Genomic DNA, 24,936 nt, shown 5'->3' with positions numbered 1-24,936 from the left:
AATTTGGCGGGAGAGGCTAGCGCGCCATGCGGGAGATCCGCTCTACCTCTGCCTCGACTTTCTGTTCGACGATCGATGCAAGGTTGGCGTCGAGCCACTCCTTGATCATCGGACGCAGCATCTCACGGACGAGCGCTTCAAGCGTGTTGTTGCCGCCAAGATCCATCTTGGAGATCAGCTTGCCGAGCGCGCCGGCAGCGGCGTTCGCGGTCGAATCGTCGGTCAGCGAGGAATTGTCGTAAGCGGGCGATGCAGACATTGTTTTCTCCACAGGCGCAGGCGCAGGTGCCGGTTTGGGTTCGACGGGAGCTGGCGCAACCGCAACAGGCTCTGGAACGGGCTCGGGCTCCGGCTCAGGGTCATATTCAGCCGAACGCGATGCGCTAAGCAGGGATTCGAAGCTCTGGGCTGGTTCCGGCGCCGCGGCAGGCGCCTCTTCTTCGGCGAAGTCCTCGATTTCGAATGCTTCCATCTCCAGCTCAACCGCCTCTTCCGGCGCAGCTTCCGCTTCGAAGGATTCCTCGCGGATGTCTTCGTCGAACATCACCTCTTCGAGGCTGACATCGTCATCCTCGTCATTGGCGATTTCAGGCTCCGGCTGAGGGGCCGACGCAGGCGCCGCCGCGTCGTCAGAGATGATTTTACGGATCGACGCGAGGATTTCCTCCATCGTCGGTTCCTTATGTGCTTCGTTGGCCATCAGAGCCCCCTGATATGCTTTCACGTCGTCGATTCTGTTTACGATCGCTAAGGCGATTGGGTTAACAAAGACCTGACAATGTTAACCTCTTTCAGGACCGGTAGCTATGGTTGCGTCAGCTGGCCAGTCGCCCGAAGCAGCTGGTGCGCAGCAACATAGGCATCCCGTTCAGCCTGAACGAGCGCAAGGCGGGCCTCGAACAGTTGCTGTTCCTGATTCAGGACATCCAGCGTCGTACGGACACCAACGGACAGCTCTTCCTTGGCGCCGTCATAGGCGATTTCGGCTGCATCCACCTGGCGCTTGGACGCCTCGATAGCCCGCAGAGTCGCGTCATAGCCATACCATGCGGACGCGACCTGAGCCCGGATGGAGCGATCCAGCGCATCGATCTGACGGCGGGCCTGGTCCCGGCGAAGCCGCGCGGCCTTAGTCTGGCTCTTCACCAGTCCGCCGGTAACGATCGGGATCGATCCCTGCACGACGCCGGAAACCGACGATTGCTGCACATTCCGTGATTCGAACGTCGAGTACTGGGTCTGTGCGGTGCCAACGAGGTTTACGCTCGGGCGCCCCTGCGCCTTGGCGGCTTCAATCGCTTCCATGGCGGCGCGTTCCGAATGGCGGGCGGCGATCATGTCCGGATTGGCGTCCAGTCCCAGCCGGGTCGCTTCTTCCAGAGACTGCGGCAGCGGTGGAACCGGCGGCGGCGGCGCCAGGTCACCGGGCGTGAGCCCGGTCAGGAAAGAGTAATTCGCAAGACTCGTCTCGAGGGCAGATTCGGCGCCTGCGAGCGACGCGCGTGTGCCTTCAAAATTGGCGCGGGCAAGCGACACGTCCGTCCGCGTCACCACGCCGACTTCGAAACGGTCTTCGGCCGCACGCAGCTGTTCCGCCGACACTTCGACATTGTTCTCGCGGATAGAAACCGTCTCGCGGTCTCGGCGAACATCCATGTAGGCCGTGATAACCTGCAGGATCAGGTCCTGCTGAGCGGCATCATATTGTGCATCTGCCGCGCTGATTCCGGCCTTGGCCTGACGAATGCCGGCGGAGATGCGTCCGCCGGTATAGATCGGCTTGGTCGCCTGGACTTGCGAGGAGAACGCGCCTGAATTGCCGTTGCTGACACTGAAGGGAGAGTTGGTGTCCGTATACTGGTACCCAGCCGATCCACCGATCGTCACGGTGGTGCGGCCGCCTGACCGGGCCTGCTCTAGCGTTTCCCGCGCAATGTCCGATTCAACGCGCTGCGATTCCAGCTGGGGGTTGGAGAGGATTGCCGAGGAGACCGCATCCTCCAACGTCTCGGCCGACGCATGGCCGGTCACCAGCAGGCCGGCAAGCGCGCTGCCCGCAAGGATACGAAACTTCAAGGTCATGGGAGGCTCCTCAGATGCCGTAATTAAAATTACACGCCTTTATACAGGCCAAGCAGCTACAGAGAACAGTGTTCACTTTTCCGGGGAGTTAACGATAGCGCCGAGCGCCCCGAAAATCAGAACACAAATGCCTTTTTGCGGTCGAACTGTGCAAATTTCGGCGGGAAGGCGTCGAAAGCGTAGCGTGACGACACGGTATCACCTGCCTTGGTGTAGACGCGACCGCGGCCGACCCCATCCTGTTCGAACTCCACCACTGCCAGGCGGCCGGCTTCAGCCAGTTGGTCCTTCCAGGCCTGCGGCACTGTTTCGACCATGCCGCAAACGTAGATCACGTCGAAGGGACCCTGATCCTGGAGCCCCTCTTCCAGTTTGCCCTCGACGGCAACGGCGCGGTCGAAGCCCAGCGAGGCGAAGCGGTCAGACATGGCGTCGACCAGTTCGGACGTTTCTTCCAGCGCAATCACCGTTTCGGACAGGTGGCTTATCAGGGCCGTTTCGTAGCCTGCACCGGCCCCGATCACGAGGACGATATCCGTGGGCTTGATACCCGCCGCCTTCAGCAGTTTCGCCGTGTCACGCGGGGTCCAGAGGGCGCGGCCCTCCGAGGTTTCGATCTCGAGTTCGGAGTAAGCGACCGGTTTACGGGTGGCCGGGACGAAAGCCTCTCGCGGCGTGTTCAGGAAAGCGTGGACGAATTCCGGATCCGACACGTCGTTCGGGCGGATCTGGCTGTCGACCATGATTTCACGGGCGGCTTCGAAGTTCATGGGCTCTCGCCTTTCGGGGTGCGTATGTTCCTCTTGGGAGCCCTTTAGCATGCAGCATCGGACATGCAATCAGCGATAAACGCGCACAGGCATGAAAACGGCAGATTGCACGCCGCGCGGAAGGTTGCTAGGAGGCCTGCTTCCGGCATGGCCCTGTGGCGGAGTGGTGACGCAGCGGATTGCAAATCCGTGTACGCCGGTTCGATTCCGGCCGGGGCCTCCAGACCTTCCTCAATCGACAGAATCCCCTGTTTTCATGCGGTTTTTCCGCAGGCACTTCCGTGCGCCGGGAGAAAATTCCGATCCTTGACGCAGAAATGCGAGTTTTCGGCAAGTCGTTTAGATCGTGTTAACCAATTCCGCAGATTGTTAACCCTGTCTTCTCTTGGAGACACCCACCATCACCCAACGCCTCGGCGGGAGACACGTCTCCCGCCCTTTTTTTGTGCGTTTTTCAGCTGCGATCTGAAAGAATTATGTTGTTCTCAGCATCAGAGGGCTTGAACCAGTGGAGCGGTCTGGTAATAGCCCCTCTCCGGCTGTTCCGCGATAGCTCAGTTGGTAGAGCAGGCGACTGTTAATCGCCCGGTCGTAGGTTCGAGTCCTACTCGCGGAGCCACCTCTTCCCCACACTTCTTATCCAACACTTTCCGGCGCCCCAGCACCGAGAAGAAGACTGTGAATACACCATGTAAACACCATGAACAGGCGCCCTTCAGCGCCTGCTCATCTGTGTTTCTGCTACTTCCACCACGGATATCCTTCCGGCATGTCGGAGGAGACCTTGCCGGGAAACGCCGGCGGGCGCTTCTCCAGGAAAGCCGTGACGCCCTCTTTCACGTCGGGCGATGATCCGAGCGTCAGAGCGAACTGGCCATCGACTTTCAGCAAATCGAACGGAGCGGCCTCCGGACCGAATCTCCAGAGCAGCTGTCGCACGAGCGCGACGGAGACTGGCGCCGTGTTCTGTGCAATCTCGGCAACGATTCGCTTGGCCGCGGGCAACAGTTCTTCCGGCGGGTGGATTTCGCTGATCAGGCCGCCTTCCAGAGCCTCCTGCGCCTCGAAAACCCTGCCTGTCATGCACCAGCGCAGCGCCTGAGGCAGGCCGACCAGCTGCGGCAGGAACCATGCACTGCCCGCTTCCGGCGGCAAGCCGCGCTGGGCGAAGACGAATCCGAACTTCGCCTTTTCCGACGCGATCTTGATATCGGTCGGCAGCACCATCGTGATGCCGACGCCAACCGCCGCGCCATTGAACGCCGCGATCAGCGGCTTCTGACAGGCATACATCACCCCGATAAAACCTGCCCCGTCCCGGTCCTTGCCGGGCTCCGTTGTCCCGAAATTCTTCGCGCCTGTTCCGCTCTTTGTGTCGAAGGCATCCGCACCATCGGAAATGTCTGCGCCTGCGCAGAAGTGCCGGCCCGCGCCCGTGATGATGATGCCGCGGACGTCATCATCTGCATCACAGGCGCGGATTGCATCGGCGAGTTCCCGGCCAAGCTGGTTCGTGAACGCATTCAGCTTTTCCGGACGGTTGAGGGTAATGATGGCCGCAGGGCCATCCTTCTCAAGAAGCACCTGCTCGTAAGCCATATGACCCTCTCCGCTTATTTGATCATCGATTCGAGACGGCCTTTGATGATCTTCTCGGCGTCTGCGACGATCCGGTCGATCAGTTCCTCGACGCTCGGGATGTCGTGGATCAGGCCCTGGATCATGCCAGCCGACCAGATGCCGCCATCCGTGTCGCCCTCATCCATCGCCTTGCGGCCGCGGACACCGGCGACGAGGTGCTGGACGTCCTCGAATTTCGCCCCGCCCTTGCGTTCGATCGCGACCACTTCGTCGGAGACCGCGTTCTTCATCACGCGCGCCGTGTTGTGCAGCGTGCGGAAGATGAGGTTCGTGGCGCGCTCGTCATTCTCGACCATCTGGCGCTTGAACGCCTCGTTGATCGGGGCCTCTTTCGTGACACAGAAACGCGTACCCATATTGATGCCATCGGCACCGAGCGCCAGCGCCGCCGCGAGCCCGCGGCCATCGCCGAAGCCACCGGAAGCCAGCATCGGCACTTTCACCTTGTCGGCCGCGGCCGGGATCAGGATCAGGCCCGGAATGTCGTCTTCGCCCGGGTGGCCGGCACATTCGAAGCCGTCGATGGAGATGGCGTCAGCACCCATCCGCTCAGCCGACAGCGCGTGGCGGACAGCGGTACATTTGTGAATGATCTTGATGCCGTGCTGCTTGAAGTGGTCGATGTGCTCCTGCGGCTTGTAGCCGGCGGTTTCGACAATCTTCACGCCACCCTGGATGATGGCGTCACGGTATTCCGCATACGGCGGAGGCTTGATGGCCGGCAGGATGGTCAGGTTCACGCCGAACGGCTTGTCCGTCATTTCCTTGGTGCGGGCGATTTCCTTCGCCAGGTCTTCCGGCGTCGGCTGTGTCAGCGCCGTCAGGAAACCGAGGCCGCCTGCATTCGCGACCGGCGCGACCATTTCGGCATAGCCGACCCATTGCATGCCGCCCTGCGCGATCGGATGTTCGATCCCGAACTCCTCGGTGAAGCGTGTCTTGATTGCCATTGTGTTCCTCCTTGGGCCGCACCCGGCGGCCATGTTGATGCTCAGTTATCCCAGTGGTCCGTAAAGCGGATCGTATTGTGTTCAATTCCGTCGCGGACAATCTCCATACCGCCCGAGCGGATCATCCATTCGAGCCTGTGGTCGCGATAGTGGCGGCGGAACAATCCGGCCTCCACCGCCGCGCTGACGGCCTGCATGCCCGTGATCGAGGCGCGGGCCTGCTCTGCGGCTTCGCGAACGCTGTCGCGTTCATTCACCCGGGCCAGCCAGGCGCCGAGCGGCGTGCCAGCCTCAGGCGCGTATCCGAAGCCGGCAATGCCGTTGAGATAGGGTGCGACGCTGAGGTCTGCCCAGCCGAACTCGTTCCCACTGAACCAGTCTGCCTCGCCGAGCTGGCCGGACAGCCACGCCATGAAGCCGGCGATCTGGCGGGCGGCGTTCTGCTCGATCTTCGCGCGGGTCGCTTCGTCGCCGCGCTTGAAGTGGTGCAGCTCGCCGAGGCCCCAGCTGATCGCCTCGAAATGTGTGTCCATCACGTCTTCGATGATCCGGCACTTGGCCCGCGCGGCCGGGTCAGCCGGAAAAAGCGACGGCTCCGGCCATTTGTCCTCGATGTATTCGAGGATGATCGTGGAATCGAACAGGGAGACATCCCCGTCGATCAAGGCCGGCACCTCCCGCCGCGGCGCAGCCTCTGCAAACGCACCTTCGGTCGAGCCTGCCCCGATGCCCGCTGGCATCGCCACTTCGAACGGCACGCCCTTTTCGCGCAGGGCGATCTTCACCTTCTGGGCATAGGGAGAGAGCGGGTGTTCGTAGAGTGTGATCATCTGGTCCGGTCCTACAGGCGCAGCTGCCCCTTGGCGAGAATGTTGCGCTGGATCTCATTGGAGCCGGCATAGATCGAACCTGCCCGGTCGTTGAAATATTTCGCGGACGCGGTCACGGCGCTCTCCGGCCCGACCAGCGGTGCATTCGATGGCGGCGCAGTCGTCACCGGCCCACCCGGGCTGGTATGGTGCGGCTGGAAGGGCTGCACGTAGAGACCCGCCAGTTCGATGGCGAGTTCGGTAATGTGCTGGCTAAGTTCCGTGCCGCGGATCTTCATCATCGAGCCCTTGAGCCCCGGCGTGCCGCCACCTGCAAGCTCTGCCATCAGCTGCATTTCCGCCGCTTCGAGCGCGGTGGCGTCTGCTTCTGCGAGGCTGATCTTGCGGGCGAAATCCGGTGTCAGCAGGCCCTGCTCTGCCGCGTGGCGGCGCAGCGCCTCCAGCCGGGCGATCAGGCGCGGGCCATAGGCGTTCCCACCCCGCTCGAATTCGAGAAGGTATTTCGCGACCGTCCAGCCATTATTGACTTCGCCGATGACATTTTTCTTCGGCACACGGACATCGGTGAAGAAGAGCGAGTTCTGGATATGCTCGCCGGACGTCATGACGATGGGGTCGACGCACACACCAGGTGAGTTCATATCGATCAGGATGAAGGTGATGCCCTGTTGCAGCTTGCCGGAAGAATCCGTCCGCACAAGGCAGAAACACATGTTGGCGACGTGGCCGTGCGTGGTCCAGATCTTCTGGCCATTGCAAATGAAGTCGTCACCGTCCTCGACCGCAGACATGGTCAGCGCAGCAAGGTCTGAGCCGGCGTGCGGTTCCGAATAGCCCTGGCACCAGAAATCCTCACCCGACAGGATGCGGGGCAAATAGTAATCCTTCTGCGCCTTCGACCCATGGCCGATCAGGGCCGGGCCGCACATGCCGATCCCCATCGGAGACAGTGGCGGCGCGCCAGCATGCGCCATTTCGATATCGAAGATGTAGTGTTGCGCGAGGTTCCAGTCGCAGCCGCCATATTCCACCGGCCAGGACGGCGCTGCCCAACCCTGTTCGACAAGGATTTTCTGCCAGGCGAGGCCGATCTCCTTCTCGGCATAGACGCTGGTCATGCGCGAGGCATAGCGGCGGAGGTCTTCAGTCAGATTGTCAGCAAGGAAATCCCGCACTTCTTCTCGGAAGGCTTCCTCATCGGGCTTGAAGGCAAGATCCATCAGTTACTCAACCTATTCTGCTGGGACAGACGCCTGGTGCGCGGCGGCCTCAAGGAGGCGGGCGCGCTCGGCATCGCTTTTCCACAGGAACGATCGCGGCAAGCCGAGGCGTTCGCTGGCATGGGCGGCGGGAGAAGACGGGTCGGGGATCCGCTCGGCGGTCTTCGCCATCAGCTTCACCGTCATTTCGCCTTTCCAGTGAAGGTCGTATTCGGGGCCGAGTTCCAACCGTTCACGGACGGCTGGCGGCAGGATTGCCACGGCGGCATGGACAAGCGCGCTCTGCAGGCCTTTGGGTACGCCCGGCGCCGCGCGGCCAGAGCACATGATGTCCAGGAATTCTGTATTGATCGGATGCGGCTCAAAGCGCGGCAGCAGCGTCTGCATCATCGCGTCGAAGTCTTCCAGGGAACGGATCGGGTTCTGCACACCGTAGAGCCGCGCCACCGGTACGCCCTCCTCGAAGAAGCGCTTCTTGTCGGCATCGGAAACCGGCTTCACGAAGCGGTCATAGGCCGTCAGGAAGCCGAAGCTGGCCGTGGCGCTGACCCAGTCGAGCAGTTCGACATCGAGAGCCTTGTAAGACTCTCCGGATGGTGTCTGCCCTTCGACACGGGCGTGCATGTTGGTTACGCCCTGAATGACGCGGCGGGCCGCATTTTGCGGACCATAGACGCCGACCATGGCCGCAACCCCTGTGCGCTTCGACCGGCCGATCGGATCGGTCTTGAAAACGGAATGATCCCAGACGCCGGAGCGGATGCGCGCGTCTGCGAACTCCAGCAGCACCGCCGCCACGCCGCCGATGGCGAGCGCGACCGGATTCTTGAAGACCTGCCAGGAAACGGAGTCCGGCCCGGCAAAAGCCGGCTCACCGGACGGATTCAGGTAATCCACCTTCCAGCCGAGATAGGATTTGATCTCTGACATGGGTTCCTCGCCTTACGTTTGCGCAAGCGTAACCCAGCCATCTCAAGTCAAAAAGGCCGTACCCGGCGTCAAGCGAACGCGCCGGAAATCCGCGCCCAAAGGCGGAAAAGTAACCAGCACGCCCCGGCCAACCCCAGCGCAGCGAGGATCAGGACGAAGCCATCGCGCGCCGTCAATGCAAGGCCAAAGAGGAACACGGTAAGCCCCGGCAGCACCGGCCCGAACGGTACCAATCCCAATGGAATCGTCAGGATGGCGGCCGCGATGCAAATCAGCGCGACGAAAGGCGCAAACAATGGAGAGGTCAGGAAAGCGAGCCGTGGTTTCAGGAAACGGTCGACCTGACAGACATAAGGGTCAGCCAGTTTGATGCCCTGCAACAGCGCCTCACGCGGGAATTCGATTTTCAGGAAACGCGACGGAACCCATGGAAACGGCCGCCCGATCAGGATCTGGCCCGCAATCAGGAGCGTGATGATGCCGACCAGCCAGGTCGCGCCCGGGATAATGGTAAGCGGGCTGAGCGCAAGAAAGCCCAGCAACAATAGAATCGGCCCGTAGGAGCGCCGCCCCACAGCATTCAGCATGGCGCGCACGGTGACCGTATCACCTTCGGTATTGGCTTCCAGGCTGTGCAGCAGCGAGGACAGATTATTGACGGTGGCCATGCGCCGCTCCCGGAGATTTCGATGCAATCTACTCTAGGACAGAACGCTCAACATTCGATTACGTTCACGGCGAGACCGCCCTGTGATGTTTCCTTGTATTTGGAGGACATGTCCATGCCGGTCTGGCGCATGGTCTCGATCACCTGATCAAGCGATACGCGCGCCTGATCTACGGAGTGTAACGCCAGGCGCGCGGCATTGGCAGCCTTCACGGCGCCGATGGCGTTGCGCTCGATACAGGGGATCTGGACGAGGCCGCCGACCGGATCACATGTCAGGCCCAGATTATGCTCCATCGCGATCTCTGCCGCGTTGCAAACCTGTTGAGGGTTCGCGCCCCAGACAGCGGCCAGCCCTGCCGCAGCCATGGAACACGCAACGCCCACTTCGCCCTGGCATCCCATCTCTGCGCCAGAGATCGACGCCCGCTGTTTGTAGAGCAGGCCGATCCCCCCTGCTGTGAGCAGAAAGCGGTGAAGGCGCTCGCTCTTATCCTCTGCGTCGGCGCAATAGTGACGGATGACAGCCGGGATGATCCCGGCGGCACCATTGGTCGGCGCAGTGACAACCTGCCCGCCGCTCGCATTCTCCTCATTCACCGCCATGGCATAGACATTCAGCCAATCGAAGAGTTGCTCGCGTTCGTTCGATTGCGGAGCATCCTGCAGTTTCTTCCATAAGCCCGGCGCCCGGCGGCGCACATTCAGCCCGCCCGGCAGAGTGCCTTCCCGCGCAAGCCCTCGTGCGACGCAGGAGAGCATGACATCCGCGATGCGGTCGAGGGCGGCGTCGGTATCGGCGCGCGCGCGCATCGCGTCTTCGTTGCTGAGAATGATGCCGGCGATGTCCGACTGGTGATCGACGCAGAGCGCCAGCAGCTCCGCTGCCGAACCGAAGGGATGCGGTACGGAAGGACCGACCGGAAGAATGTCGTCCTCCACCGGCCGCTGCAACTGGCGTTCGGTCGCGATGAAGCCGCCGCCGGTGGAGTACCAGGTATCGTCCGTCAGGACGTCGCCGCCGCTCGCGAAAGCGCGCAAGCGCATGCCGTTCGGATGGAGCGCCGGCAGAACGTCGTAGGCAAACACAATGTCTGTCTTGGGATTGAAGGCGATGGTGCGCCCATCCGGCAGAGGCAACTCGCGGGCGGTTTCCAGCGCGGCGACATCCCGGTCGGCGGCGTCAGGGTCCAGCGTTTCCGGTTCGAAGCCCAACAGGCCCAGCATGACCGCTTTGGGCGTCGCATGCCCTGCCCCAGTCAGCGCGAGGGAGCCCTGCAGTTCGACTTCGATCCGCGCGACAGACCCGATTCCTTCGGCAAGGTTTGCCAGAAACCGGTTCGCGATCCGGATCGGGCCGACCGTGTGGGAGCTGGAAGGGCCAATTCCGACGCGGAAAAGGTCTAGAATGGAAAGCATTTTTCACCGGTTCGATTGCGCAGGGTCGACCTTCCTGCCTTCAGGTCACTTCCGGGGCAAGGATAACCGTTGAAAATCTAAAGAGAGGTTTCGTCGTAAGAGTAGATCCAGTCGAGGCGCGACCGGACAAACTCGGGCGCGGCGCGAGCCGCCATGGCCATCGGGACATACGAGCCGAGCCGCGTGATCGGATTTCCGCGGTGATAGAGCTTGGAATTGGCGCGCGCCCCTTCCTGAACCCGAGTGACACGCGGCTTGCGCCGGGCCTCATAGGCCGCGAGGGCAGCCGAAACATCGTCTTCAGCCGCAAGGCATGCGGCGAGTGCCCAGGCATCTTCGATGGCCATCGCCGCACCCTGTGCCAGGAAGGGCAACATCGGGTGGCAGGCATCTCCCAGCAAAGTGACCCGGCCATCGCTCCACTTGGGCAGTGGCTTGCGCCCATAAAGGGCCCAGCGGTTCATGGAGTCAGCGGCTTCAATGATCGCCGTGACGGAGGGGTGCCAGCGTTTGAAATCCTCCAGCGCCTGTTCCTTTGCGCCCTTCGCGGTCCAGGATTCGTCGCCGGGCGTCTTGTGTTCCACCACGCCGACGAAGTTGGCGAGACTGCCCCGGCGCAGCAAATAGGTCACCGCATGCCGCCGCGGGCCGGCCCAGACGCTTGCTGTCGGCGGCGGGGCATGATCGCCGAGCGCGGTTACAGGCGCCGTGGCCCGCCAGGCGACACAGCCGGTGAATTCCGGCTTGTCCGGCCCCAGCATCTGGTCACGCACAGCCGAATGGATGCCGTCAGCACCAACAAGCAGGTCCGCTTCAATGACAGCGCCGCCGGTGAAATAGGCAGCAACCTTGTTGCCCCGGTTCTCGTAGCGCTCCAGCCGCTGCCCGAGGATCAGCGCTTCCGGCGCCCGCGCAACCAGTTCCGCGCGCAGGGCTTCGATCAGGTCAGCCCGGTGAACGTGAATATATTCGGCGCCCCAACGGTTCGTAGCGGCCTTGCGCAGCGGGATCGAAAAGATTTTTGCGCCACTGCGCCCCCAGCGCATTTCTGCGGCCTGCGGTCGGAACGCATCCGTCATCACCCGTGCGCCGACGCCCAGGGCGTTCAGCACTTTCATGGCATTGGGGCTGAGCTGCAGGCCTGCGCCGACTTCGCTGATCACGCCGGACTGTTCCGTGACCGTGACGGTGTGGCCCCGCTTCTCAAGCGCAAGGGCGGCTGTCAGCCCCCCGATTCCACCACCGACGACAAGAACGTGCATGATCAGCCGGCTCCGTGTTCAGGGAGAATCAGCGACCCCGGCCGGGATCTTCCTTGCCGCCAATCAGGACGAAGCGGCGGTCGCAGTATTTGCACTCGACAAAGTCCTCATCGCCCATCTCGTACCAGACGCGCGGATGACCGAGCGCGCCGCCGCCGCCATTGCAGGAGACCTTGTGACTTGTGACCATCACGACTTCCGGTGGGTCGAATACATCGCGCTTGGAGGGCATTGGGCCGCCTATTCAGTCCTGTAAGTTGGCACCGGCTTGTTCACCGGGTCTTACGGCCCTACCTAGAGCGCACCAGAGTGCCGCGCAAGCACCGCCATGCCGCAGGGAAAGAAGGACTGGATGACTGACCAAAACTCCGCCCCGGAATATGCAATCGAAGTCGATAACCTCCAGAAAGTGTACGCCGCCTCCGGCCGGATGCCGGAAAAGCATGCCCTGAAGGGAATCAGCCTGAAAATTCCGCGCGGATCCATCTTCGGCCTGCTGGGGCCGAACGGGGCGGGCAAGTCGACCTTCATCAACATTCTGGCGGGCCTGGTAAACAAGACCTCTGGCACGGCGCGCATCTGGGGCCTGGACATCGACCAGCACCCCCGCCAGAGCCGCGCCGCCATTGGCGTTGTGAACCAGGAAATCGTCGCAGACCCTTTCTTCACCCCGTTTGAAATGCTGGAGCTGATGGCCGGCTTTTACGGTGTCCCGAAAGGTGAGCGCCTGACAGATGAAATCCTTGCCGCCGTTGGCCTCGACGACAAGAAAGACGCCTATGTGCGACAGCTGTCCGGCGGCATGAAACGGCGCCTGATGGTCGCCAAGGCCCTCGTCCACAATCCGCCTGTCCTGATCCTCGACGAGCCGACGGCCGGCGTGGACGTGGAACTGCGCCGCTCGATGTGGACCTATGTTCGCGAACTGCATGAGCGCGGCACAACGATCATTCTGACAACTCACTATCTCGAAGAAGCCGAGGAGCTCTGCGATTCCATCGCCATTGTGAACCATGGCGAAATCGTCGCCTGCGAGCCCACATCTCAGCTTCTGTCGCGCCTCGACTACAAGACGCTAGTGATAAGCCCGAGAGAACCGCTGACGAACGTGCCAGACGCCTTGTCTGCGCTGGATGCGAAACTCCGCGAGTCGGGCGAGCTGGAAATCACGTTCCGGACCAGCGAGACCGGAATCGGCCGCCTGCTGGAACAGGTTCGCCAGGCCGGAATCGGAATCGGGGACCTCGTCACCGAGACCCCCGACCTTGAAGACGTATTCCTGGCGCTGACCAGCGAGCCAGCCTGACGGATCAGGCCGACTGTTTGATCCATTCGGCGATGGCCTGCTTGCTCATCGCACCGAGATGCGTGGCAGCCACCTTGCCATCCTTGAAGATCATCAGCGTCGGCATACCGCGCACGCCGTATTTCGAGCCGGTCATCGGGTTTTCGTCGACATTGATCTTGGCGACTTTGACCTTGCCGGCCATTTCCTCGGCGACGGCCTCCAGATGCGGAGACATCTGCTTGCACGGACCGCACCATTCGGCCCAGAAATCCACAACGACGGGGACATCAGAATTGGCAATGACACCATCAAACTCGTCGTCTGTTACATCAATCGCGGCCATGGCGAGCTCCTCATAATTCAGTTCAACAGACTGCTAAATAGGGACTCCCGGCACAAGTCAAACCTCGCTGCCAGCACGCTTTAGCGCGGCTAAAAGCATGTCTTCCGGCAGCGGCATGAGTTTTGGCCCGTCTGTCCAACAGAGCGCGGCCCGCACCGTTCGGTCCGGCCAGGCCTCTCGCAGCACCGCCCAATAAGCCGCCATCTGCAGCATATAGCTCTCCCCTACGCCTTCCGGCGTATCCGGCGCGGGCTGGTCCGTCTTGAAATCGACGATGAGGACTTCCTTGTCGGAGACCACCAGCCGGTCGACCCGGCCATTGATCACCACGCCTTCCGGCAGATGCTTTTTCGAGCTGCCGATGATCGCCGCTTCGGCTCGTCCGCCGGGGGCGAAGACGCCGGCCATGGCTGGATCCTGCAGCACGCAAAGCGCGGCGGATAGCATCTCTTGGCGCTCGCCTTCCTCCAGCGAGGCATCCCGAGCAAGGAAATGACGCCCCACTGCCTCGCGGTCAGCTTCCGGAACATCCGGCAGGTATTGCAGCAGGGCGTGGATCAGGCGGCCGCGCTTCAGGCGGGCCTCACGCCCTTCCCCAAACGGCGCCATGACTGGCATATCCCGGCCGAGCAGGCTGGTCGGCGCACTGAATTTTCGGCGGGCGGCAACGGGCGTGTCTTCCACCTGCTTCAGCGCCCAATCCGGATACCCTGCTTTCGCTTCGTCCCTCTGACCTCCCTTTGGCACCGTCTTCGGCGCCACGCCGAACCACCGGATTTCATCGCGCGCCTCACCCTCGGCCGGGACGAGCTTGTCCATCGCATTCAAGCAGAGCGAGTACCAGGACCGGTCGTGATAGCCGCCGCCCTTCTGGCCGCCATACCAATGGCCCGCAATGATGAGCCGGTCCTGTGCCCGGGTCAGCGCCACGTACAGTAAGCGGCGGTGTTCTTCCTCGGCGCGCGCATCGGCCAGTGCGCGGGCGGCCGTCACTTCCGCCAGTTCTCCGTCCTTGCGCGGCGACCAGACGGGCACGCCGTCGATCTCATGGATGCTGCCGCCGGAAGGCTTCGGCGCGCTGGTTGTATCCGGCAGGATGACGACCGGCGCCTGCAGGCCCTTGGCGCCGTGGACGGTCATGACGCGGATTTCCCGCTCCGGCGCAGCAAGATCCCGCTTGATCTCCACCTCTCCCGCCTCCATGCGCGCGATGAAGCATTGCAGCGAGGCGGGCTCGGTCGAGTCGAAAGCGATGGCTTCGGCGACCAGCGCCTCGACCGGATCGCGCGCCGGATGACCAAGGCGGGCATTCAGCTTTTCCCAGCCTGTCTGTCCATCTGCCTGCGGAACGTCCAGCACAGCGGTAAGGAAGTCGAATGGCGGCAGATGCGCGTTGGTGATCAGGCCTTTCAGGAAGCCTGCTGCGACCTGCACGTCAGCATTGGTGCTGGCCTGCACGCGCTGCCAGAGCGTTTCGCCTCGCCGGCGGCCGCTCGCCAGATCGAACAGGTAGCGGTCATCATCCACGAGGCCGAGGAACGGTCCGCGCAGGATTTCAGCCAGCGTCAGGTCCCGCTCCGGGAGCGCAGCAAAGCGCATCAGGTTCAGGCAGTCCTGCACACCGATATGATCGCCCAACTTCAGCCGGTCGGCGCCAGCCACAGGCAGTCCCTGCGCCTTCAGGGCACCGATCATCGCATCAAAGAGACCACCTGTACGCCCGCGCACGAGGATCAGAATATCTTCCGGCCGGACCGGGCGCTGTACCCAGCCCTCCCCCGTATCGGCCCAGACGCTTTTGCCCGCGTCGATCATCGCCCGAACGGCTTTGGCCACATCGGTGGCCAGACGTGCCTTTGGCGAGGACGACCGCATGGCGTTGACCGGACGCGCCCATGCGTCTTCGTCGGTCTCTTCTTCCTTCGGTGGGATGGGCCAGAGTTCAATGGAGCCGTGTTGGTCCGACCGCCAGGAAACGTGATGGACGAGATTGCTTTCTTCTGCTGACATCTCCGCCGGTGCATTCGGAATGGGCGGCGCTTCGTTCCAGACCGTGTCGACATATTCCAGCACTTCCGGCCCTGACCGGAAGGACATTTCCATTGTCTCTTTCAAAAGGTCCGAATTGCGGGACAGGAACTGGTGGTACTGCTTGAGCAGCTGAGATGGATCGGCGCCCTGGAAGGAATAAATCGACTGTTTCTCGTCGCCGACAACGAACAGGGTACGCGGGTCCTGCGCCCGCTCGATCCCCTGACCGGCGTCGAACTCCCCAGTCAGCGCATCGACCAGTTCCCACTGTGTGGGGCTCGTATCCTGCGCCTCGTCGAGCAGCAGATGCGAGAGGCCACCATCCAGCTTGTAGAGCACCCAGTCGGACATGCCCGTCGCGGTCAGAAGGATACGGGTGTGTTCGATCAGGTCGTCGAAGTCGAGCGCGGCGCGGGCCCGTTTCAGGGCGCGGTAACGCTCCAGAGCCGGAAGGCCAACGCGGATCATGGCGGAGGTGCGTGCGAAGGCGGCGGCCCGATTCAGCCGGTCCTCCAGTTTCAACATCCGGTGCGCTTCCTCGCCGAAGCCGTCCTTCATCTGGAACAAGCTGGCGACCATCGGAAGGGCGTCAGCCATGCCTTTCGTGTACGGATTGGACGCCCGGAGGTCGCCGCTCGCGGTGCGGAAGACAGACCGGTAGATTGCCCAGCGCTCGCCCGCATCCTGTGCGGCGAGCACAGCCATCAGCTTCTCGCCTGTCGTAACGTCGGTTTTGGCGCCTGTCAGCAGGAGTTCAGCCACCGTACGGATATCTGCCACCGGAAGCGCCTCACCCATGGCGAGCTCCAGCAACTCGGTGACCGATGCCTCCGGCGCCTTCAAGCGGTCGCGCAGGACGTCGTCCATCCTGTCGAGGTCTCCGTCATGGTGCTCAGCGAAGCGCAGGACGGTCGTGCCGATGCTGCGCAGCGTGTCGAGCGCCAGCATTGCGCCTTCATGCCCGCCTTCGAGGGCCAGAAGGTCCAGCAGGTCAGGCATGGTCTCCTGCGCGGCCATCACCGCTTCGCTGCGTGCCTCATTCCACAGCGCGAAGGCTTCATCTTCCTCGATTTCCGTGAAGCCGGGGAAGACGCCGGCCTCCAGCGGGAAGCGCCGCAAGACGCGGGCGCAGAAGGCGTGGATGGTTTCGATGCGCAGGCCGCCCGGTGTCTCAAGCGCATTCGCGAACAAGGCCCGGGCGACCTGAAGGTCTTCGGCGTTGTAGTCGCTGATCTTACGGCCCTGCAGCTGCGCGAGCTTCTTCCGCAGCGGGTCATCTTCCATCACCGACCATTGGCCGAGCGTCTTGAAGAGACGCGAAAGCATCTCGCTCGCTGCAGCTTTGGTGTAGGTGATGCAGAGGATGGAATCAGGCTTCGCGCCCAGGCGCCCATCCGGCCGCCGCAGCAGAAGACGCGCGACACGGTCGATCAGCACCTTGGTCTTGCCGGAACCGGCATTGGCCATAACGAAGGTCGAATGCATCGGGTCGGCCGAGCGGGCCTGCACCTGGACGGCCTTGCGGAAGTCCTCCGTATCCGGCGGTGTCACGATGTCACTCATCGCCGCCCCCGTCTTCCGTGTCGCCTGCCCACTCGGCCCGGCGGGCGAGGCGGTTGTACCCATTGTCGTATTTCACGAACTGGACACGCGGGGCGGACAGGAAAGCCGAGTCGTCTTCGCGATAGGCGGCGATCAGGCGCAAGAGCCCCTCTTCGGCTGTCTTAGCGAGTTCATCCGGCGTTGCCTGCAGGGCGCGGCTTTGGCCGATCACGCGCGCATTTGGTTTCGCCTTGAACGCCACATATTCGAGACCGGACACATTGGCGGCGGGAATGCCTTCATAACCGCCCTTGCCCGCGATCAGTGCCTGTAGCGGCATCTGCTGGCTGAGCTCGGTGGCGATCTCCTTGTCCGAGGGCGGATTGCCTGTCTTGAAATCGATTACGATCAGGCTGCCGTCTGGTTGTCTTTCGATCCGGTCGGCCATCGCGGATAGGGTGAAAGGTGCGCCCTTGATATCGAAATCGAGGCGGCCTTTGACTTCCAGCTTCGGCTTGCCATCGACCCGGCGCGCCGCCCGCCAACCGAGATACCAGTCCGACATCTGCCCCAGAACGGCCCGGCGAGCTGCGAGCACAGCGTCCGGCTCCCCTGCGGCTGACAAATTTTGCAAAAGCAGTGAAACGAGATGCATGGCTGTCTTTGGGGCGCCATCTTCCTCGAAATCTTCCAAAGCCTTGTGGATCGCCGTGCCACGCGGGGCTGGGCCAAGCTCGGCATTCATCGGATCGACCGTTTCGAGCTTCAGGACCTGTTCGGCCCAGATCGCATAGGGATCTCGCTGCAGCGTATCGATCCGCGTAACGGACAATCTCTGCGGCCAGCCTTCCGGGCGGCGGCGCGGCTTGGGCTCGACCGGAAAATCCTTGTCCAGCGTGTTCGTGCCACGGTCGCGCAGAGCGAGCGCCCATTCGAGCGGATTATCTCCATCCGGCGACAGAGCATCTTTCGCCGCACCGCCAAGCGCACCTTCGGCCAGCGTTTTCAGCCGCCAGACCCAGCGCGAGGCGACGGCAGGCGCATCGTTGCGGCGGAGCGAATGCAGCATCGTGACCTTCGGCGCGCAGGCAAGCTGCGCGAAGTCATGTGCTGACAGGCCGACCCGGTCTTCGGGGTCACTGATTCCAAGATCCTTGCGGAACCGGCGCGGCAGGAAGGCATCGGCCGGCGGGCGCTGCGGCCAGACATCCTCGTTCAGGCCTGCCAGGATGATGTGGCTGGCAGACTGGAGACGTGCTTCCAGCGGGCCCCAAATGGCGAGGCGCGGATGTTCGGAGACCCCGGCACTGACCGTGCGCTGCGCAGCATCGGCCTCGATCAGTTCAGAGAAGGCGTGCGGAGGCATCGGCGCGAGATAATCGGCAAGCTCGGCAACATGTTCCATCATGGTCGTGGCGGAGCGGCCGTCTTCCCCGGCCCAGGGGAATGGCGTCTGGCTGACGCGCGCGGCCAGTGCTGCGATGCGTTCGGCGATCTTGCGACCCGACATGGGTGCCTGACCGGACAGGTCTGCACCTGTCTCCTCAAAAGCCGCGAGGATCTGTTCGACCAATCTTTCGGCAATCGTCTGATCCTCGTCGGAGAAACCGGCATACGGATCCAACTCATTCCGGGTCCGGATGGAATAGAGCAGATCATACAGAGATCGCCAATTCCGCGCCCCGCGCAGGAAATAGCGATCAAGCGTATCGGCGCCTTCGAAGCCGCGCACAAAGGGATGCTTCAGCACCGCACTCAGTATCACAGGCTCCGCCGGGTCCAGCACCCAGCGGGCACAGAGGCCAATCAGGCTTCCTGCGGTGGTCTGGCCAAGCGGGCTGCCGGAGGACGGCGGCACATCCAGACCCCAGCGTTTCAGCACGCCGCTGACCCGCCGCGCAAGCGTCGCATCGGGTGTCACCAGCGCAGCCGTCTCCCCCGGGTGCTCCATCACCTGGCGTAACAACAGGGCGGCTGTCTCTGCCTCAACCGCATCGTCCGGCGCTTCGATGACGGTCAAGCCGTCCAACGCCGAAAGGGCGAAGTCTTCTTTCTCTGTACCGAGGGCGGCGGCCAGCGTGTCGAGCGTTCGGCGCCAGTCGGCCGTCGACTCTGCTGGTGCCAGTGCCTCATGGATCATGCGGCGGCGGGCTTCGGCTTTCCGGGCGCCGTCAGTGCCGGGCCAGATGCCGACGTCGGCGGGTGAGACATTCAGGTCCCGTAATGTGTCGAACAGGATGTGCTGGGGGTGGCTGACCGAGTCGGCGATCACCGCGCGGGCGTCCTCATCAGCGTGCATGTCGAGGCCCGGCAGCACGACGAGCCCTTTCGGCAAACTCATGGCCGCCTTCATCAGGATACGGCCGGCAGGTGTCGCACCGGTCGAACCTGCGATCAGCACCGGCGCCGCTGGGGGGGCTTCCTCCCAGCGTTTCACCATGATCCGAGCGGCCGCGATATCGCGCAGGAAAGGATCACTCTCGCCGTTCTCGGCCAGCCAGTCCGGCCAGCTCTCGGATATGATCTTCAGGAATTTGACCGACTGTTCCCAGTGCTGAGCCAGTTCAGCCGAGTCCGCGAGGTCCGGCAAGCTGGACCAGTCCACATGCTCACTGAGCGCGGCCTGCTCCATCAGGCGGCTCAGCTCCTGCGCGGCAGCCAGCGCCGATGCCGCGGGAGGGGTGATGCCATAAGCGTTCTCGTAGAACGCCTGCACCAGATGTGTCAGCGCACCGAGACGGCGGGCGGCAGACATCGCAGGCGGAAGACCGGAACGGGCAGCATCTACCGATGGCGCTTCGTCTGCCTCAATGTCGCCTAGCGTGCGGATGTCCGGCGGCAGGATCGGCTTTTCACCGCTCGCGTCGTAGAGCACGCGTGCCAGCACGCGCGCCGAACGCCGGTTGGGGACATAGATAATGGCATCCGCCAGCGCTTCGGGATTGTCCTTGAGCCCCGCTTCATCCGCCAGCGTATTTGCCAGCGCCCGCAGGAAGTCTGTTCCCGGAGGAATCGTGTAAACGCGGGAAGCGCCGGAGAACAATCCGTCACTATCCGCCATGGCAGGCCAGCCACATTTCGGCGTCCTTCAGCGCCTGAGGATCGCCGACATGAAGCCAGAACCGGTCAAGCACGACACCATGCAGGCGCTTCTGCTCGATCAGCGGGGCCCAGACACGAAGCGCCGAGAAGCGCTCGATCGGTTCGTTGTCGTAGAGCTGAGGCCGGATCATGCGAAGGCCGCAATAGGCATAAGGCGCGCTGGATGCGTCGCCGCGCCGGGTCATGGCACCATCTTCGTGGCGGAAGAAATCGCCCGGCCCGCCGAAACCCAGTGTGCGCCCTGTGTCAGCGACCAGCAGAAGCGCATCCATAGCCGATGGGTCAAATGCTTCCGCCAAGGCCTGAATCGGTTCGGCGCCGGATGGTTCCCAGAACGCGTCCGTATTGGCAACGAGGATCGGGTCGTCTCCCAGAAGCGGCCGGGCCTTGGCCAGCGCGCCGCCTGTCTCAAGCACTTCGCCGCGCTCGTCCGAGATGATGATCTCGATATCGGTGCGATCATTCAGGTACGCTTCCACCTGGTCTGCCAGATAGTGAACGTTGACGATAGCGCGCTTCACGCCTGCGGCGGCCAGCGGATCCAGCATCCGGTCGATCAGTGCCTTGCCGCGTACTTCGATCAGCGGCTTAGGACAGTCGACCGTCATGGGCCGCATGCGCGTGCCAAGACCGGCAGCGAGCACCATGGCGGTGTGCGGAACTGGTACGCTCATTCAGAAGCCCTCGAAAACAAATGGAGTCGTCCGCCGCACGAAGGCGTTCAAGTCCTTAAGCGCCGGATGTGACAGATTTCGGGCGAGGATGGCCAGCTGGCGCGGCTGAAAGAGGCCATAACGCGGCTTGCCATCGCGGTGCTGGAGGCGGGAGAAGACACCTGCGATGCGCAGGGCATTCAGCGCGCCGATCACGGCCAGACGCTCGTCGAAAGCTTCGCGCGATTTACCGGTCTGATCCAGATAGTGGCGGATCGCTGCTTCGGCTGCCTCCGGTGAAACGGCCCGGCGGGCATCCTGTGTCAGCATCGCCATATCCCAGGCATCCCAACCACGCACGGCGTCCTGGAAGTCAAGCAGGCCGACTTCGCCATTGCCGAGCCAGAGCAGGTTTTCAGCGTGGAAGTCCCGCAGCGTGAAAGTCCTTGGAAACTCCATCGCCTGCGCGATCAGCTGGTCGCGCACCTTTTCCCATTCTTCCCGTTCAGCCCCTTCCAGCGCCCCGTCGCCTCGCTCGGCCCGCAGCCAGTCGGCATAGAGATCAGCATTTGAGACGAGCGCCAGCCGGTCGAAATCGAGGATCGGCCAGACGTCGGCGCCGTTCGACAAAGTGCTGGGAGCATCTTCGCGGTGCAGGTCCGCAAGGATATCCGCAGATGTGACATAAGCGGTGAGCTCGTCGACGTTGCCTGCCTCGATCTGGCGGGCAATTTCGAGGTTCTCCCCGAAATCCTCAATCAGGGCGAAGCCGTGCGCGCTGTCATGCGCGATGATTTCCGGTGCCCGGAAGCCGCGATGGCGCAGATAGGACGCGATCAGGACGAAGGCATCTACCCGGGATGCAGCGAGGCGCGTCGAGGCATTCCAGCCCATGGCGATACGCGTCGCGTCATCAGCGTCCGGCGGGCAGGCGCTGTCTTCAACGTTCGGGGCGTCCATCAGCATCGCCCGCGTGCCATCCGGCCTTACGAGGCGGATATATCGCCTGGTCGACGCATCCTGCCCGAGCGGGAAACGCGCCGCATCATCCCAGCCTGCGCGGGTCAGAAAGGCGTTCATGTCCGCCGCGCGGCCTGCTTCGTCAAAACCCATGGAGACGTGTCTGCCAGCCTTCGCCGCGCGGTTCCAGTGTCACACGCCGGCCTTCCCCAAGGAAATCGATGGTCACGTCGAGGCGCCATTCCGGCAGGTGGCTCCCTGCCCGGTCCGGCCACTCGACAAGGGCAATGCCGTCAGGCGTCTCGTCCCAGCCAAGCTCGACCAGTTCGTCAGGCGATTTCAGACGGTAGAGATCGAAATGCCAGATCGGGAGAGGCCCGGAATCATACAGCTGAACGAGCGTATAAGTCGGGCTTGGTACATCCATCGTCCCACTATAGTCCGCGATAAGTCCGCGGGAGAATGTGGTTTTTCCGGCGCCAAGATCCCCAAAAAGGGCGATCACGTCCCCTGCCTGGAGCAATCGGGCAACACGTGCCCCCACGTCACGCAGGGCAGTCTCATCTGGACATTCAAGAATCACTGTCATCTCATGCATATAAAGGCGCTGCGCCAATTCGTGCCATGGATTCACGGCGCCTTGCACTGTAACTGGCCTGCATATAAAAGGCTAAAAACGTGACGCATGCGTCATAAATAAATTCAGGCCTTGAGGGAGGTACCAGTTTGGATCTTTCAGACGCATCGCAGATCGTCCTGATCGGCGGCGGGCAGGCTGCCGCGCAAGCCGTGCAGTCCCTGCGGATGGGAGGCTATACTGGCAAGCTGGTGCTTGTGGGGGACGAACCCGCGCTGCCTTACCAGCGTCCGCCCCTGTCAAAAGCCTATATGAAGGGAGAGTTCGCTGAAGAGCGCCTCTTCTTCAAACCAGCGGCCTGGTACGAAGACAATGGAGTCGAACTGATCCTCTCCACCCGTGCCACGAAGATCGACCGCGCTGCGCAGATTGTCGAACTCGAACACGGCGCGATGCTGAACTATGACGCACTGATCCTGTGCACTGGCTCCCGTCCGCGTCCTCTGCCTGCTAAGGGCTCAGATCTTGAAAACGTTTTCGATTTGCGTGGCCTCGCCGATGTCGACCGGATCCAACCGAACATGGTATCCGGCCGACGGCTGGTGATCATCGGCGCCGGCTATATCGGCCTCGAAGCCGCTGCGGTCGCCCGCCAGATGGGGCTGGAAGTGACTGTCCTTGAGATGGCGGAGCGCGTGCTGGCCCGCGTCACCAGCCCGACAATGAGCGCGTTCTACGAAAAGGAGCACCGCTCGCAGGGCGCTACGATCCTGACCGGCGCCCGGCTGGACCATCTGGAAGGCGAAGGTGGAAAGGTCAGCGCCGCGGTCCTGGCTGACGGGACCAAGCTGCCTGCAGACATAGTGCTGGTGGGTATCGGAATCCTGCCGAATATCGAACTCGCCAAGGATGCGGGCCTTACCATCGATAACGGCATCGCGACCGACCGCGACGCCCGCACGTCCGATCCGCGCATCTTCGCAGCGGGTGACTGCGCCAGCCGGCCGCTCATCCACTATGGACACGCCGGCCGCCTCGAAAGCGTTCACAACGCCATCGAACAGGGCAAGCTGGCCGCGGCTGCCATCCTCGGCAAACCGCGCCCGCCGGAAGACTGCCCGTGGTTCTGGTCGGACCAGTACGACCTTAAACTGCAGATCGCCGGCCTCAATCAGGGCCACGATGAAATCGTTGTTCGCGGCAATCCGGATGACCGGAAATTTGCCGTCTTTTATCTGCGTAACGGCACGCTGATCGCGGTCGACGCGGTGAACAGCCCGCCGGAATTTCTGGCGTCCAAGAAATTGATCATGACAGGCGCAAAGATTGCACCTGATATGCTCAAGGATACGTCCATCTCAATGAAAGACATCGCTGCGGCCGCCGCCACAGCCTAAGGAGACCAAAAAGCCGATGCCGAAGATTACCTATATCGACCACGATGGAACCGAACGCACTGTCGAGGCGAAGAACGGCGAGTCCGTGATGGAAGCCGCAATCAAGAACTCCATTCCCGGCATTGATGCTGACTGCGGCGGCGCCTGCGCCTGCGCAACCTGCCACGTCTATGTGGACAACGCCTTCATGGATAAAGTGGGCGAGCAGCAGGAAATGGAAAAGTCGATGCTCGACTTCGCCGAGAACGTTCAGGAAAACTCCCGCCTGTCCTGCCAGATCACCGTTTCCGACGAGCTAGACGGCCTGCGTGTGACCACACCGGAGAGCCAGCACTAGGCTCTTCGCATTCTGAAAATGTTGCGCCCCGGTCCATCAGGCCGGGGTGTTTCATTTCTGCCGCCGCTCTCCTAGCGGCACGGGTTGGTTCCGAAAAGGAATGCGGGTAGGCAAGTATCAATTCCGCAACTACGGACGCCCGCCATGAATTACACCGATCTTCTCGCCTCCATCGCCTTTGGCGCAGACCAGTCATCTCGCGTCACCGTTCCGGAAGACTGGATGCAGGGCCGCACCACCTATGGCGGACTGACAGCAGCGCTCTGCCTGAAGGCCGCGCTGCCGCTGGCGGGTGATCGTCCGCTGCGGTCTGCCCAGATCGCTTTTGTCGGACCGGCATCCGGTGAGCTGGTCTCCGTACCGACCGTCCTGCGCGAGGGCAAGAACACGGCCTTCATCTCCGTCCGCATGACCGGGCCGGAGGGAATCGTTGCGGAGTGCATCTTCGCCTTCGGGGCCGCGCGGGAATCGAGCCTCGACTTCTCCAATATGATCGCCCCCGTTGTCACGCTGCCGGACGAGACAAAACAGTTCTTCCCGGATGAGCGCCGCCGCCCCGCCTTCTCGCATCACTTCAATGTGCGCCTCGCCAAGGGCGGCCGACCGATCAGCGGCGCGCAGGATGGTGAGATTGTCCTCTGGCTCCGTCACAGGGACGAAACGGCCCCGATGGATGCCGTCACCCTGTTGTCGATCGCAGACTCACCGCCGCCAGCAGCCCTGTCGATGCTGACCGCTCCCGGCCGCATCAGTTCTATGACCTGGATGGCGGAATTCCTGACGGACGACATCTCCACCGAAGACGGCTGGTTCCTGGCCCAGCACATCGCCCAGACCGCGCAGCAGGGCTATTCCAGCCAGGCCATGCGCCTCTGGAATTCGAAGGGCGAACCGATGATGGTCGGCCGCCAGACCATCGCAGTGTTCGGCTAAGG

The 24,936-nt window shown here is 62.6% G+C and carries 22 protein-coding genes and 2 tRNA genes; 6 read left to right on the top strand and 18 right to left on the bottom strand.

The features are described 5' to 3' along the window. Nucleotides 1–16 precede the first annotated feature (16 nt). The 3 genes from HY17_RS14205 to HY17_RS14195 all read right to left on the bottom strand — a co-directional run bounded on the left by HY17_RS14205 (nucleotide 17) and on the right by HY17_RS14195 (nucleotide 2,852). Complete coding sequence (locus HY17_RS14205; protein WP_051600132.1) at nucleotides 17–700, bottom strand: PopZ family protein; 684 nt, start codon at nucleotides 698–700, stop codon at nucleotides 17–19. 104 nt (nucleotides 701–804) lie between these two features. After that, nucleotides 805–2,082 (bottom strand): TolC family outer membrane protein, encoded by a 1,278-nt coding sequence (locus HY17_RS14200; protein ID WP_051600131.1) that lies wholly within the window; start codon nucleotides 2,080–2,082, stop codon nucleotides 805–807. 116 nt (nucleotides 2,083–2,198) lie between these two features. Further along, nucleotides 2,199–2,852: a protein-L-isoaspartate O-methyltransferase gene (locus HY17_RS14195; RefSeq protein WP_034767778.1), complete on the bottom strand. Its 654-nt coding sequence runs from the start codon at nucleotides 2,850–2,852 to the stop codon at nucleotides 2,199–2,201. A gap of 149 nt (nucleotides 2,853–3,001) precedes the next feature. Between HY17_RS14195 and HY17_RS14190 the strand changes: the two genes are divergently transcribed. Continuing rightward, nucleotides 3,002–3,075, top strand: a tRNA-Cys gene (locus tag HY17_RS14190). A gap of 320 nt (nucleotides 3,076–3,395) precedes the next feature. After that, nucleotides 3,396–3,471: transfer RNA gene (locus HY17_RS14185), tRNA-Asn, on the top strand. 122 nt (nucleotides 3,472–3,593) lie between these two features. Here the strand turns inward: HY17_RS14185 and HY17_RS14180 are convergent. The 9 genes from HY17_RS14180 to HY17_RS14140 form a co-directional block, all read right to left on the bottom strand. Then, nucleotides 3,594–4,451: an enoyl-CoA hydratase-related protein gene (locus HY17_RS14180; protein ID WP_034767776.1), complete on the bottom strand. Its 858-nt coding sequence runs from the start codon at nucleotides 4,449–4,451 to the stop codon at nucleotides 3,594–3,596. A gap of 14 nt (nucleotides 4,452–4,465) precedes the next feature. Continuing rightward, complete coding sequence (locus HY17_RS14175; RefSeq protein ID WP_034767774.1) at nucleotides 4,466–5,443, bottom strand: nitronate monooxygenase family protein; 978 nt, start codon at nucleotides 5,441–5,443, stop codon at nucleotides 4,466–4,468. A 41-nt stretch (nucleotides 5,444–5,484) separates the two neighbouring features. Beyond that, nucleotides 5,485–6,273 carry a glutathione S-transferase family protein gene (locus tag HY17_RS14170; RefSeq protein WP_034767772.1) on the bottom strand — a complete coding sequence of 263 codons (789 nt, stop codon included), beginning with the start codon at nucleotides 6,271–6,273 and terminating at the stop codon, nucleotides 5,485–5,487. 11 nt (nucleotides 6,274–6,284) lie between these two features. Continuing rightward, complete coding sequence (locus HY17_RS14165) at nucleotides 6,285–7,493, bottom strand: acyl-CoA dehydrogenase family protein (RefSeq protein ID WP_034767770.1); 1,209 nt, start codon at nucleotides 7,491–7,493, stop codon at nucleotides 6,285–6,287. Between the two features lie 12 nt (nucleotides 7,494–7,505). After that, nucleotides 7,506–8,423, bottom strand: a complete 918-nt coding sequence (locus HY17_RS14160) for an oxygenase MpaB family protein (RefSeq protein WP_034767768.1) — start codon at nucleotides 8,421–8,423, stop codon at nucleotides 7,506–7,508. Between the two features lie 68 nt (nucleotides 8,424–8,491). Beyond that, a complete protein-coding gene (locus tag HY17_RS14155; RefSeq protein WP_034767766.1) occupies nucleotides 8,492–9,091 on the bottom strand; it encodes an exopolysaccharide biosynthesis protein in 600 nt (199 codons plus the stop codon). A gap of 47 nt (nucleotides 9,092–9,138) precedes the next feature. Next, a complete protein-coding gene (locus HY17_RS14150; protein ID WP_034767765.1) occupies nucleotides 9,139–10,509 on the bottom strand; it encodes an L-serine ammonia-lyase in 1,371 nt (456 codons plus the stop codon). Between the two features lie 77 nt (nucleotides 10,510–10,586). Then, the gene (locus HY17_RS14145; RefSeq protein WP_034767763.1) at nucleotides 10,587–11,771 is read right to left on the bottom strand and encodes an FAD-dependent monooxygenase; all 1,185 of its coding nucleotides are present in this window, start codon (nucleotides 11,769–11,771) and stop codon (nucleotides 10,587–10,589) included. A 28-nt stretch (nucleotides 11,772–11,799) separates the two neighbouring features. Continuing rightward, nucleotides 11,800–12,003, bottom strand: coding sequence for a zinc-finger domain-containing protein (locus HY17_RS14140; protein ID WP_034767760.1), 204 nt, complete (start codon nucleotides 12,001–12,003; stop codon nucleotides 11,800–11,802). Between the two features lie 120 nt (nucleotides 12,004–12,123). On the opposite strand from HY17_RS14140, the gene HY17_RS14135 reads away from it, so the two are divergent. After that, nucleotides 12,124–13,077 (top strand): ABC transporter ATP-binding protein, encoded by a 954-nt coding sequence (locus HY17_RS14135; RefSeq protein ID WP_034768037.1) that lies wholly within the window; start codon nucleotides 12,124–12,126, stop codon nucleotides 13,075–13,077. Between the two features lie 4 nt (nucleotides 13,078–13,081). On the opposite strand, the gene trxA is transcribed toward HY17_RS14135, so the two are convergent. Genes trxA through tsaE form a run of 6 tightly spaced genes read right to left on the bottom strand, consistent with a single transcriptional unit; the run spans nucleotide 13,082 to nucleotide 22,279 of the window. After that, nucleotides 13,082–13,402: a thioredoxin gene (gene trxA, locus HY17_RS14130; RefSeq protein WP_034767758.1), complete on the bottom strand. Its 321-nt coding sequence runs from the start codon at nucleotides 13,400–13,402 to the stop codon at nucleotides 13,082–13,084. Between the two features lie 57 nt (nucleotides 13,403–13,459). Beyond that, a complete protein-coding gene (addA, locus tag HY17_RS14125) occupies nucleotides 13,460–16,996 on the bottom strand; it encodes a double-strand break repair helicase AddA (protein WP_034767756.1) in 3,537 nt (1,178 codons plus the stop codon). Next, nucleotides 16,989–20,036 (bottom strand): double-strand break repair protein AddB, encoded by a 3,048-nt coding sequence (addB, locus tag HY17_RS14120; RefSeq protein WP_034767754.1) that lies wholly within the window; start codon nucleotides 20,034–20,036, stop codon nucleotides 16,989–16,991. The genes addA and addB overlap by 8 nt, the downstream gene beginning before the upstream one ends. Next, nucleotides 20,026–20,751, bottom strand: coding sequence for a nucleotidyltransferase family protein (locus HY17_RS14115; RefSeq protein ID WP_034767748.1), 726 nt, complete (start codon nucleotides 20,749–20,751; stop codon nucleotides 20,026–20,028). The genes addB and HY17_RS14115 overlap by 11 nt, the downstream gene beginning before the upstream one ends. Next, entirely contained in the window at nucleotides 20,752–21,843 is a 1,092-nt protein-coding gene (locus HY17_RS14110; protein ID WP_034767746.1) for an aminoglycoside phosphotransferase family protein, read from the bottom strand. Beyond that, entirely contained in the window at nucleotides 21,833–22,279 is a 447-nt protein-coding gene (gene tsaE / locus HY17_RS14105) for a tRNA (adenosine(37)-N6)-threonylcarbamoyltransferase complex ATPase subunit type 1 TsaE (RefSeq protein WP_051600161.1), read from the bottom strand. The genes HY17_RS14110 and tsaE overlap by 11 nt, the downstream gene beginning before the upstream one ends. 137 nt (nucleotides 22,280–22,416) lie before the next feature. Here tsaE and HY17_RS14100 point away from each other — a divergent pair, with 137 nt between their 5' ends. The 3 genes from HY17_RS14100 to HY17_RS14090 all read left to right on the top strand — a co-directional run bounded on the left by HY17_RS14100 (nucleotide 22,417) and on the right by HY17_RS14090 (nucleotide 24,934). Then, entirely contained in the window at nucleotides 22,417–23,664 is a 1,248-nt protein-coding gene (locus HY17_RS14100; RefSeq protein WP_034767744.1) for an NAD(P)/FAD-dependent oxidoreductase, read from the top strand. A 16-nt stretch (nucleotides 23,665–23,680) separates the two neighbouring features. After that, on the top strand, nucleotides 23,681–24,001 hold the full coding sequence (locus HY17_RS14095) for a 2Fe-2S iron-sulfur cluster-binding protein (RefSeq protein ID WP_034767742.1): 321 nt from the start codon (nucleotides 23,681–23,683) through the stop codon (nucleotides 23,999–24,001). 144 nt (nucleotides 24,002–24,145) lie between these two features. Further along, the gene (locus tag HY17_RS14090) at nucleotides 24,146–24,934 is read left to right on the top strand and encodes a thioesterase family protein (RefSeq protein ID WP_034767734.1); all 789 of its coding nucleotides are present in this window, start codon (nucleotides 24,146–24,148) and stop codon (nucleotides 24,932–24,934) included. The last annotated feature ends 2 nt before the right edge of the window (nucleotides 24,935–24,936 follow it).

It is taken from the genome of Hyphomonas sp. CY54-11-8 (genome assembly GCF_000682735.1).
Classification (GTDB): Bacteria; Pseudomonadota; Alphaproteobacteria; order Caulobacterales; family Hyphomonadaceae; genus Hyphomonas.
This window is presented reverse-complemented; position numbering and strand designations above follow the sequence as displayed.

Coding starts and splice junctions, on each gene's coding strand:
- HY17_RS14165 (WP_034767770.1), bottom strand. CDS start 7,493: ATGGATCTTGCCTTCAAGCCCGATGAGGAAGCCTTCCGAGAAGAAGTG.
- tsaE (WP_051600161.1), bottom strand. CDS start 22,279: ATGACAGTGATTCTTGAATGTCCAGATGAGACTGCCCTGCGTGACGTG.
- addA (WP_034767756.1), bottom strand. CDS start 16,996: ATGAGTGACATCGTGACACCGCCGGATACGGAGGACTTCCGCAAGGCC.
- HY17_RS14145 (WP_034767763.1), bottom strand. CDS start 11,771: ATGCACGTTCTTGTCGTCGGTGGTGGAATCGGGGGGCTGACAGCCGCC.
- HY17_RS14160 (WP_034767768.1), bottom strand. CDS start 8,423: ATGTCAGAGATCAAATCCTATCTCGGCTGGAAGGTGGATTACCTGAAT.
- HY17_RS14095 (WP_034767742.1), top strand. CDS start 23,681: ATGCCGAAGATTACCTATATCGACCACGATGGAACCGAACGCACTGTC.
- HY17_RS14200 (WP_051600131.1), bottom strand. CDS start 2,082: ATGACCTTGAAGTTTCGTATCCTTGCGGGCAGCGCGCTTGCCGGCCTG.
- HY17_RS14195 (WP_034767778.1), bottom strand. CDS start 2,852: ATGAACTTCGAAGCCGCCCGTGAAATCATGGTCGACAGCCAGATCCGC.
- HY17_RS14150 (WP_034767765.1), bottom strand. CDS start 10,509: ATGCTTTCCATTCTAGACCTTTTCCGCGTCGGAATTGGCCCTTCCAGC.
- HY17_RS14115 (WP_034767748.1), bottom strand. CDS start 20,751: ATGAGCGTACCAGTTCCGCACACCGCCATGGTGCTCGCTGCCGGTCTT.
- HY17_RS14110 (WP_034767746.1), bottom strand. CDS start 21,843: ATGGGTTTTGACGAAGCAGGCCGCGCGGCGGACATGAACGCCTTTCTG.
- HY17_RS14140 (WP_034767760.1), bottom strand. CDS start 12,003: ATGCCCTCCAAGCGCGATGTATTCGACCCACCGGAAGTCGTGATGGTC.
- HY17_RS14090 (WP_034767734.1), top strand. CDS start 24,146: ATGAATTACACCGATCTTCTCGCCTCCATCGCCTTTGGCGCAGACCAG.
- HY17_RS14180 (WP_034767776.1), bottom strand. CDS start 4,451: ATGGCTTACGAGCAGGTGCTTCTTGAGAAGGATGGCCCTGCGGCCATC.
- trxA (WP_034767758.1), bottom strand. CDS start 13,402: ATGGCCGCGATTGATGTAACAGACGACGAGTTTGATGGTGTCATTGCC.
- HY17_RS14170 (WP_034767772.1), bottom strand. CDS start 6,273: ATGATCACACTCTACGAACACCCGCTCTCTCCCTATGCCCAGAAGGTG.
- HY17_RS14205 (WP_051600132.1), bottom strand. CDS start 700: ATGGCCAACGAAGCACATAAGGAACCGACGATGGAGGAAATCCTCGCG.
- addB (WP_034767754.1), bottom strand. CDS start 20,036: ATGGCGGATAGTGACGGATTGTTCTCCGGCGCTTCCCGCGTTTACACG.
- HY17_RS14175 (WP_034767774.1), bottom strand. CDS start 5,443: ATGGCAATCAAGACACGCTTCACCGAGGAGTTCGGGATCGAACATCCG.
- HY17_RS14135 (WP_034768037.1), top strand. CDS start 12,124: ATGACTGACCAAAACTCCGCCCCGGAATATGCAATCGAAGTCGATAAC.
- HY17_RS14155 (WP_034767766.1), bottom strand. CDS start 9,091: ATGGCCACCGTCAATAATCTGTCCTCGCTGCTGCACAGCCTGGAAGCC.